The sequence below is a fragment of the Nosocomiicoccus sp. HMSC059G07 genome, assembly GCF_001815515.1.
Taxonomy (GTDB): Bacteria; Bacillota; Bacilli; order Staphylococcales; family Salinicoccaceae; genus Nosocomiicoccus; species Nosocomiicoccus ampullae_A.
Genome location: NZ_KV820788.1, coordinates 157512 through 164305 on the forward strand (window position 1 = coordinate 157512; position 6794 = coordinate 164305).

Annotated in this window: 7 protein-coding genes; 5 read left to right on the plus strand and 2 right to left on the minus strand. The window is 37.7% G+C overall.

Annotated elements, in window-relative coordinates:
- The first annotated feature begins 11 nt into the window (after nt 1-11).
- Nucleotides 12-779: an enoyl-ACP reductase FabI gene (gene fabI, locus HMPREF3029_RS02265; RefSeq protein WP_040929324.1), complete on the plus strand. Its 768-nt coding sequence runs from the start codon at nt 12-14 to the stop codon at nt 777-779.
- A gap of 39 nt (nt 780-818) precedes the next feature.
- On the opposite strand, the gene HMPREF3029_RS02270 is transcribed toward fabI, so the two are convergent.
- A complete protein-coding gene (locus HMPREF3029_RS02270; RefSeq protein WP_068127880.1) occupies nt 819-1544 on the minus strand; it encodes an alpha/beta hydrolase in 726 nt (241 codons plus the stop codon).
- A 126-nt stretch (nt 1545-1670) separates the two neighbouring features.
- Between HMPREF3029_RS02270 and HMPREF3029_RS02275 the strand changes: the two genes are divergently transcribed.
- Complete coding sequence (locus tag HMPREF3029_RS02275) at nt 1671-2777, plus strand: AI-2E family transporter (RefSeq protein WP_070623263.1); 1107 nt, start codon at nt 1671-1673, stop codon at nt 2775-2777.
- 51 nt (nt 2778-2828) lie between these two features.
- Nucleotides 2829-3518, plus strand: coding sequence for a M23 family metallopeptidase (locus tag HMPREF3029_RS02280; RefSeq protein ID WP_070709507.1), 690 nt, complete (start codon nt 2829-2831; stop codon nt 3516-3518).
- Nucleotides 3519-3556: 38 nt separating this feature from the next.
- Here HMPREF3029_RS02280 and HMPREF3029_RS02285 read toward each other — a convergent pair whose 3' ends face one another.
- Nucleotides 3557-3958, minus strand: coding sequence for a hypothetical protein (locus HMPREF3029_RS02285; RefSeq protein WP_068127890.1), 402 nt, complete (start codon nt 3956-3958; stop codon nt 3557-3559).
- A gap of 198 nt (nt 3959-4156) precedes the next feature.
- On the opposite strand from HMPREF3029_RS02285, the gene HMPREF3029_RS02290 reads away from it, so the two are divergent.
- Both HMPREF3029_RS02290 and HMPREF3029_RS02295 read left to right on the plus strand, forming a co-directional pair.
- Nucleotides 4157-4951 (plus strand): gluconate 2-dehydrogenase subunit 3 family protein, encoded by a 795-nt coding sequence (locus tag HMPREF3029_RS02290; RefSeq protein ID WP_070709509.1) that lies wholly within the window; start codon nt 4157-4159, stop codon nt 4949-4951.
- A 15-nt stretch (nt 4952-4966) separates the two neighbouring features.
- Nucleotides 4967-6694 carry a GMC family oxidoreductase gene (locus HMPREF3029_RS02295; RefSeq protein ID WP_070709511.1) on the plus strand — a complete coding sequence of 576 codons (1728 nt, stop codon included), beginning with the start codon at nt 4967-4969 and terminating at the stop codon, nt 6692-6694.
- Nucleotides 6695-6794 lie beyond the last annotated feature (100 nt).

A 6794-nucleotide genomic window follows, 5' to 3' on the forward strand; every position in this document is an offset into this window, starting at 1 on the left:
GGGGGATTCTCATGGATTTAAAAGGTAAAACATATGTAGTAATGGGTGTTGCGAACCAACGTTCAATTGCTTGGGGAGCAGCGCGTGCATTAGACAAAGCGGGAGCGAATATCGTATTCACGACGTTAAACGACCGTTTTAAAGATCAAATCGAAAAGTTAAAAGGTGAACTCGAAGGCGACCATGACTTCATGGTAAACTGTGACGTTACGTCAGACGAAGACGTTGAGCGTGCATTTAAAGAAATCGGTGAACACACAGGTGGAATTGATGGTGTGTTACACGCAATTGCATTTGCGAATAAAGACGAGTTAAAAGGTGGATACTCTGAAACATCACGTGCAGGATTCCAACTTGCATTAGACATTTCAGCATATTCTCTTGCGATCGTTTCAAAAGAAGCGAAGAAAATCTTAAACCCAGGTGGGTCAATCGTAACGATGACTTACTTAGGTGGAGAGCGTGCACTTCCAAACTATAACGTTATGGGTGTTGCGAAAGCGGCATTAGAAGCAAGTGTTAAATACTTAGCACTTGACCTTGGTGAAGATGGATACCGTGTAAACGCGGTATCAGCTGGTCCAATTCGTACGTTAAGTTCATCAGGAATTGGCGAGTTCAAAACGATTTTAAAAGAAATCGAAGAACGTGCACCATTAAAGAGAAACGTCGACCAATTAGAAGTTGGTAATGCTGTAATGTTCTTATTATCAGATTTAGCATCAGGAATTACAGGAGAAGTATTACACGTCGACTCAGGATATCACGCAATGGCATAAAAATTAAGCTAAGACCATCTGGTCTTAGCTTTTTTATCTTTACACTCCATAAAAGAATCTAAGTGCGTGTTCAATTTCTGGTTTCCACGTCTTCCATATATGGCCACCGTCTAGCTCTTTATACTCGTATCGTTCTGGAATTGAAAAGAGCACTTCGTTTAATTCGCGGTTTGGATCTAAGAAGTTCGCTTGTCTGCCTGTAATTGTTATGAAATCTTGCTCTTCAAGTCCGATTGTATGGTAAAGATGAATGTTTTCAGTGCCTTCTCTTTCGATAATTTCATTATAAAATTCATCAGTAACCTCGGGACTAAAAGCGAGAACATTTTTAAACATTTTTGGGTAATTAATCGCGAGTTTAATACTGAAACTACCCGCTAAGCTTTCACCCATTAAAGCTCTACTGTCGCGATTTTGAATTGTAGGAAATGTATCGTCGACAAACGGAACAAATTCTTTAGCTATAAATTCCATAAACTCGTCTGTATGTTCACCTTCTGGTTGGAAGTGATGGTTACGCCACTCGACACTCGGGTATGGGATTCCGACGATAATCGCAGCTTCTATCTCACCATCTTTAAAAAGTCGTTCGTAAATACGATTGATTTGACCGTATTTAAAAAAGTCTTGTGAGTCAAACGTATAATAGACATTATATTTACGATTTTCGTCAAAATCTTTTGGTATATAGTACTCGAACATAATCGTTTCGTTTAAAATATTGGAATGTATTTCATTGTTATGAATGCCTGTTGTAAAATCCATTGTTATCTCCTTTTTATATATAGTGTAACGTATTTACAAAATATTGCAGTTAATCAGGATAATTCTTTCAACTAATTCTTGCATTCAATGATATAATAAAAACAAGTTTCGAAAGGAGACACGTCTATGCTGAATAAGATTTGGTTTCAAAGTGGTGTAGCGCTGATTATGACGCTCATCATTATATACATGACAGTGAAAGTACAGTATATATTTGTACCGTTTTTCCAAATCATTGCGACAATTTTCGTACCTGTACTACTTGCTGGCGTCTTATTTTACATTACGATTCCAATTCAAGAATACCTAGAACGCCATAGCGCACCACGCTGGCTATCGATGACTTCTGTATTTTTAATTATTGTGATCGTTATTGCAGTGTTATCAATTTCGGTTATTCCGGTAATTACTGAGCAAGTTCAAAACTTAATTACACGTGGACCGCTCATTCAACGTGAAATTCAAAGCTTCATGAACACAGTAATTACTCAAAGGGACCGTTTACCGTTTGAAGTAAATTTAGATGAAATAACGAATCAAGTATTTGAAACAGGGTCTACGATGTTTAGTAGCGTCGTAGCGAATGCATTTAAAATTATAATGAGTACAGTATCGATTGTGATTTCACTTATTTTAGTACCATTTTTCTTTATCTTTATGTTAAAAGATCACGAAAAATTTGTACCGACAATTACACGTCCATTTACAGGTCGTTTTAAATTATTTTTACTCGATACGATTAAAGATATCGATAAAACACTCCGTGCATTTATACAAGGACAAATGCTCGTGTCGTTTATATTATGTATTATTTTATTTATCGGTTATCAGATTATCGGTTTAGATTACGCACTATTACTCGCGGTGTTTGCGCTATTTATGAACGTCGTACCGTTCGTTGGACCATGGGTCGCATTTTTACCAGCAGCGATTTTAGCGCTCATTCAAGATCCAATTATGTTCATTTGGGTATCACTCATCACACTTGCAGCGCAGCAAATCGAGTCGAATATCATTACGCCAAACGTTATGGGTCAGCAACTTGCGTTACATCCTTTAACAGTTATTACAATTGTACTTGCAGCAGGAAATATCGCAGGATTCTTAGGAATTTTAATTGCGATTCCGACATACGCTGTTATTAAGTCGATTGTTCAAAACATTTGGCGTTATAGACGTGATTTAAGTCAAACGTTAATTAGTGACGTTAAAGTACCAAAACAAAAATATTAAATAGCTAAATCCTCTCCTGTACTCGATATATAGAGTAAGGAGGGGATTTTTTTGAATCCAATAGATATTTTGATTAAGAACAACTTTAAAATGACGAGTAATCCGCATGCGATGACACCGTTTGGGTTTAGAAATTACACAGTGAATGGATTTAATTATGACGCGTATTGTGGAGGGTTTCACAGAGCGTATGATTTTGCAAAACATGACGGTGCAGCGATTCCTGCAGTGATGAGCGGGGTCGTCGTACAAGGGACGAGTAATTACGGAAATTTTGGTGGAACAGTCGTAATTGCAAACAAATCACTTGGTTACCAAGTAATATACGGCCATTTAAAGAGAAATTTAATCGTGACAATCGGTCAACATGTGAAGTACGGTGAAACAATTGGATATCAAGGAGATACAAACAATTTAAACGTACCGATGGCAAGCCATCTTCACATTCAGTTTCAGCGATATGGGTATTTAAAAGAAAAAGATTTTGTATGCAATGGTATTAGTGCATACGATATTGATTTAAGGAAAGATCGATATTTTAACGGGATATTTATCCCGAAATACAATATGAATATTAGGGGCACACCAAGTTTAAATGGAAAAATTATCTCATCAGCTAAGCCAAAAGATAACTTAGCATTTAACTCAGTAACTTATAAAGACGGACACTATTGGTTAAAGTTAAATAATGGATATGTGTCATCTGGTACTCAACAAAATATTTATGGTCATTTTAAATAAAAAAAGGCTTCAAATCTTATAGATTTGAAGCCTTTTAATTATTTACGACGACCGTTATTTCCGGCACCGTCATCAATTTCTTTTAACATTCTGTTAATTGTAACTTGGTTGAACATTTCAACAACGAAAATTACAATGAATGCATATACAACAGCAAATCCAGCTGGTAAGATCGTCCCTTTGACGACAGTTAATACAAGTGCAGGAAGCAATACTGCAGCAATGTATAACACGAGCATCATAATACGATTTGACTCAATTTGATCTTGTGCTTGTTTGATTCTTGACGCAAACTCACGTGTAACAAAACCTACGTCAGCATCGTTTGCTCTATCCGTATCGTAAACGCGAGTAACGACCGGTAAGTTCGTATACTTGTCTGTCTCATAACGTAGATCCATATGATCATTTGGCCATCTTAATGCTTCAAAAAACTTCATTGTGTGGTGTCTCCCTTTCCAAATCCTATTAATACTTTAATTATAGACAATTTTTGACAATTTATAAAGACAATTCGAAAATTATTTCACAATTTTGACATAAAATTGTCAAAACCTATTTATATCTTCTTTAAAAGGTGTACAATTATATTTATCTATTCTGTTATTGCAGATGAAAATTATTAAGGAGTGAGGATTATGGCGGATGAGAAACAATTCTCAAGACGTGATTTCCTAAAAACAACGGGGGTAGCTACTGGTGGTATTATCGGTGGTAGTTTACTTGGAGGTTTAATTGGATTTAACCTCGATGGTAAATCAAGTGACAGTTCAAAAGATTCTAGTGATCAAGGCGGTGGAGATAGCCAGGGTGGTCACGATGGTCATAGTGACGGAGGTATGTTCGACGTACCAGACAAAGGTCGTGTATTCTTTGAAAATGACGCAGACTTTGCAACGATTGAAGCAGCAATGGAAAGAATCTTCCCAGAAACTGACGTTGGACCAGGAGCTAAAGGGCTCGGTGCAGCTTATTTCTTAGACGGACAACTCGCTGGAGCTTACGGCTTTAACTCTAAAGAATACATGCAAGGACCTTTCCACGAAGGACTTCCAACTCAAGGGTACCAGTCAAACTTAAACCGTGCAGAATACTTCAGACTCGGTGTCAAAAAACTTCAAGAAGAAGCAAAAAGTCGTCACGACGAAAGCTTTTCTCAACTCGATGAAAAGAAACAAGATGAAATTCTAAATGACTTCCAAGAAGGTAAAGTTGACTTTGGTGTACCAAAATCAACAGCAACGTCAAGTTACTTCTTTACGATGCTACGTTCAGCAACTCTAGAAGGTGCATATTGTGATCCGATTTATCACGGTAACAGAAATATGGAAGGCTGGAAAATGAAACAATTCCCAGGCCACCAGCACTCATACTTAGACGTAATTGAATCAGACGAATTTATGGATATTGAACCATTACCAAACTTTGGTTAAGAGGAGACATATTAAATGGCGAAAGAACTAGAAAAAGTAGATGTACTCACAGTCGGAGCCGGCTGGACAGGGGGCATTGTTGCAGCAGAAGCAGCAAAAGCAGGATTAAAAGTACTTAGCCTTGAAAGAGGTAAAGAAAGAGGTACAGCAGATTATCAACACGTACACGACGAATTAAAATATGCGATTCGTTATGAATTAATGCAAGACACTTCTAAAGAAACTGTTACATTTAGAAACAGTCCAGATCAAAAAGCATTACCAATGCGTCAACAAGGATCATTCTTACTCGGTGACAACGTCGGTGGTGCAGGGACTCACTGGAACGGCCACGTTTATCGTTTCTTACCATATGACTTTGAAATCGCAACTCAAACGAAAGAGAGATACGGTGAAGATAGACTCCAAGAAAAGGACGGATACCGTTTTAGAGACTGGGGTATTACGTATGATGAGCTAGAGCCGTATTTTACACAGTTCGAACAAACCGCTGGTATCAGTGGTACAGTCAATCACTTCGAAGGTAAAAGAAGTAAAGACTATCCGAACGGTCCAATGATTAAAACTAAAATGATGAAAATGTTTGAAGATGCGGTAAATGAAATGGGATACCACCCATTCTTCTTACCATCAGCAAATATGTCAGCAGCATACGAAAACCCAGATGGTGAAAAGTTAAATCCATGTCAATATTGTGCGTTCTGTGAGCGTTTCGCGTGTGAATACGACGCGAAAGCAACGCCAGAAGTAACAGTATTAAAAACAGCACGTCGTCATGATAACTTTGAACTTCGTACACACTGTAATGTCGTAGAAGTTTTAACTGATGACAAAGATAATTCAAAAGTTACAGGTGTTAAATACGTTGACACACTTACGAAAGAAGAATTCATTCAACCTGCAGATATCGTCGTATTAACGAGTTATGTATTCAATAACTATAAACTACTTGCGGTATCTGACATCGGTGAACAATACGATCCAAAAACTGAAAAAGGTACGCTAGGTCGTAACTATTGTTATCAGACGTTTGGAGGCGCTAGAGGATTCTTCGATGAACAGTTTAATATTTTCATGGGTGCTGGTGCTTTAGGTATGTCAATGGATGACTTTAACGGGGATAACTTCGACCATGAAGACCTAGACTTCTTACACGGTGGAAATATTACAGTTGCTCAATATGGTTCACGACCAATCTTAACGAACCCTGTTCGTAAAGGAACACCTTCATGGGGTGCGGAATTTAAAGACGAGTCTATTAAACAGTATACGAGATCTATATCAGTATCTGGACAATGTGCATCAAGCCCACATAAAGACAACTACTTAGATATAGATAATGACTATAAAGATGCTTTTGGAGTACCACTCGTAAAACTGACTTACAACTTCACAGATATGGATAGAAAGAGAACAAAATATCTGGCAGATAGATGTGGAGAAATCCTTGAGAAAATGGGTGCAAAACAAGTAGACGTCGGCGAAGAGCCAGGTGATTACGATATCGTACCTTATCAGTCGACACATAATACAGGTGGAACTACGATGGGAGACGACCCAGAGACTTCAGTTGTTAACAACTGGTTACAACACTGGGACAGAGACAACCTATTCGTAGTTGGAGCAGGAAACTTTGCACACAACTCTGGTTACAACCCAACAGGAACAGTCGGTGCATTAGCATACCGCTGTGCAGAAGGTGTTATTAAGTATCATAAAGATAAAAAACGTTTAGAGAAGTAAATTAATTTATATGAGACTGTAGATGTTTTCTACAGTCTTTTTTCTTTATCGTCAACGAATAGAGATACAATTTAACGCAACACGCAATTGCGTAAACGAC

What these genes read in the sequence shown, in the direction of transcription:
- HMPREF3029_RS02275 (WP_070623263.1), top strand. Translation starts at nt 1,671, where the DNA reads ATGCTGAATAAGATTTGGTTTCAAAGTGGTGTAGCGCTGATTATGACG.
- fabI (WP_040929324.1), top strand. Translation starts at nt 12, where the DNA reads ATGGATTTAAAAGGTAAAACATATGTAGTAATGGGTGTTGCGAACCAA.
- HMPREF3029_RS02270 (WP_068127880.1), bottom strand. Translation starts at nt 1,544, where the DNA reads ATGGATTTTACAACAGGCATTCATAACAATGAAATACATTCCAATATT.
- HMPREF3029_RS02290 (WP_070709509.1), top strand. Translation starts at nt 4,157, where the DNA reads ATGGCGGATGAGAAACAATTCTCAAGACGTGATTTCCTAAAAACAACG.
- HMPREF3029_RS02295 (WP_070709511.1), top strand. Translation starts at nt 4,967, where the DNA reads ATGGCGAAAGAACTAGAAAAAGTAGATGTACTCACAGTCGGAGCCGGC.
- HMPREF3029_RS02285 (WP_068127890.1), bottom strand. Translation starts at nt 3,958, where the DNA reads ATGAAGTTTTTTGAAGCATTAAGATGGCCAAATGATCATATGGATCTA.